Source organism: Nocardia farcinica (assembly GCF_029867845.1).
Classification (GTDB): domain Bacteria; phylum Actinomycetota; class Actinomycetes; order Mycobacteriales; family Mycobacteriaceae; genus Nocardia; species Nocardia farcinica_A.
The window spans coordinates 1-2,679 of the sequence record NZ_JARWRU010000561.1; the positions used below are offsets into that span (position 1 = coordinate 1).

Annotated in this window: 1 protein-coding gene; it reads right to left on the reverse strand. The window is 73.6% G+C overall.

The genetic code is table 11. From position 1 onward, the window contains the following. Positions 1-36: 36 nt before the first annotated feature. The coding region (locus tag QH283_RS12280) for a condensation domain-containing protein (protein ID WP_280503132.1) at positions 37-2,679 on the reverse strand (2,643 nt) is incomplete at its 5' end.

The following is a 2,679-nucleotide window of genomic DNA, read 5'->3' on the forward strand; positions in this document are numbered from 1 at the left end:
CCCCCCCCCCCCCCCCCCCACGGCCTGGTCGTGTCCCTACGGCTCCTGGATCACCCTGACCGCCTCGTCGGCGTCGTCGGCGGACTCGCCCGCGGCGAGGAACCAGTGCGTGACCTCCCCTTCGGCGAGATCGTCGGCCACCGAGCCGGTGGGCAGCACCGAGAGCGCGCCCGCGACCGAGGTCGCGAGGAACTCAGCGAGCGCGGTCCGGCCCGCGTCGGCGGTGGTGTAGGTCGTCGACTCGTAGTCGATGTCCTCGCTGCGGCGCAGGCTGTCGCCGAGGTCGAGCGCCTGCTCCTGGCTCAGCGTGGACACCGTGCCGTCGACCAGTTCCACGAAGGCCGGGTGCTCCTCGCCGAGCGGGCGGACCCGGTCGGCGTAGGACACCGGATGGCCGGGTGCGGTGGCGATCTCGTCGCGCACCGCCTGATCGGCCAGCGACAGCCAGGCGACGCCGTCGTCGGCGCGGTCCTCGCGGGTCACGCCGAAGCGAGCGCCCGCCGACCGCACCGCGGCCGCGTCGAGCCCCGCGGCCAGCAGCACGGCCGCGCCCGCCTTCTGCACCGCCCAGATCGCCACCACCGAGTCCACCGACCGGGGCACGGCCACCGCGACCACGTCGCCGGGGCCGATCCCGCGCCCGATGAGCACCCGCGCGAGCTGCGAGGAGCGCCGGTCGAGCACGTGGTAGGCGATCTCGTTGTCGCCGTCGAGCAGCGCCGGGGCCTCCGGGTCGGCCTCGACCACCTCGGCGAGCACCTTGGCGACCGTCCTGGCGCCGAGGCGGCCCGGCTCGGGAGCCTGCGCCGCACCCGAATCGCCGAGCAGCGCCGCGCGTTCGGACTCGTCGAGGATGTCGATGTCGCCGACCGCGCCGACCGGATCGCCGAGCAGCGCGTCGAGCACCCGCAGCATGCGCGCGGCCAGCGTGCGCACCTCGTCCTCGCCGTAGCGGCTGGTCAGGTACTCGAAGGTGATCTCGAGCCTGCTCTCCAGCACCACCTGCAGGGTCAGCGGGTAGTGCGTGGAGTTGCTGACGCCGACACCGGTCACCGACATGCCGTCGATGTCGCTGGCCGCGGCGATGGCCTCGCGGTCCACCGGGTAGGACTCGAACACGTACAGGGTGTCGAACTGCGAGGCCACCCCGGCGGCGCGCTGGATGTCGGCCAGGCCGATGTAGTGGTGGTCGAGCAGGTCGGCCTGTTCGCGCTGCACCCGGCGCAGCTGGTCGCCGATGGCGGCGTGCTCGTCGATGCGCATGCGCACCGGCAGGGTGTTGATGAACAGACCCACCATGGTCTCCACGCCGGGCAGTTCCGCCGGGCGGCCGGAGACGGTGGTGCCGAACACCACGTCCGAGCGGCCGACGAGTCTGCCGACCAGGATGCCCCAGGCCGAGGAGATCAGCGTGTTCACGGTGATCCCCAGTTCGGCGCAGTGCTTGTCGAGCCTGCGCGTCTGCTCCTCGTCGAGCTCCACGGTGACCTTGCCGGTCTCGTACTGCTCGACGCCCTTGGCGGGCGGGGCGAACTCGGTCGGCTCGGACAGCCCCTCGAACGCCTCGGCCCACTTGCGCAGCGACTCCTGCTGGTCGCGGCCGTCCAGCCACTCCAGGAAGCCGCGGTAGGAGGCCACCGGCGGCAGCGCGGCGACCTCACCGCGCAGCGCGTAGAGCCCGAGCAGATCCTGCAGCAGCAGCGGCATCGACCAGCCGTCCAGCAGCACGTGGTGCGTGGTGATGGACAGGTGCCAGGCGTCGGCGCCGGTGCGGTACAGGGCGTAGCGCACCAGCGGCGGGGTGGCCATGTCGAACCGGTCGGCCTGGTCCTGGGCCAGCAGCTTGCGCAGCTGCCCCATCCGCTCGTCCTCGGGCAGGCCGGTCAGGTCGACCTCCTGCCATGGCACCTCCAGGCCGTCCACGACCACCTGCACGGCCTGGCCGTCGGAGTCGGTGACGAAGGCGGTGCGCAGGTTGTCGTAGCGGTCCAGGATGGCCTGCGCCGAGGCGTGCAGCCGTTCGGTGTCCACCGTGCCGGTCAGGTCGATCACGGCCTGCATGGTGTAGACGTCCACCGTGGCGGTGGTCATCAGCGCGTGGAAGAGCAGGCCCGACTGCAGCGGGGTCAGCGGCCACACCTCGGTCATACCGGGGTAGGTCTGCTCCCACCGCTCGATGTCGGCCTGGCCGACCCGCACCAGCGGCATGTCCGACGGGGTGAACCCGCCCGCGTCCGGCCGCTGCGCGTGCGCGGCGAAGGCGGCCAGCGCCTCGCCCCACAGCCGGGCCAGTTCGTCGGCGCGCTGCTCGGTCAGCACGCCCGCCGGGTGGGCGAAGGTGGTGACCAGCTCGCCGTCGATGACGGCCGCGTCGATGTCGAGCGCGCCCGCGGCGGGCAGATCCGCCGCGCGCGCGTCCACGATCCGCGCGGGCAGCTCGCCCAGGTAGCGGAAGCCGATCTGCCCGGCGGCGGGCAGTCCGAGCCTGCCGTAGCCGAGGCCACGGCCCGGCACCGCGAGCAGCTGCTCCTTGACCGCCTTGACGAGCCTGCCGAGGGCGGGGCCGCCGGCGAAGGCGTCGTCGAGGTCGTTCGCCGACAGGCCGGCCGCGGCCCGGTCGCCGCGCGCCGGGTAGGCGGGGTCGAACCTGCCGACGGTGCGCGCCAGGTCGGCGCCGGG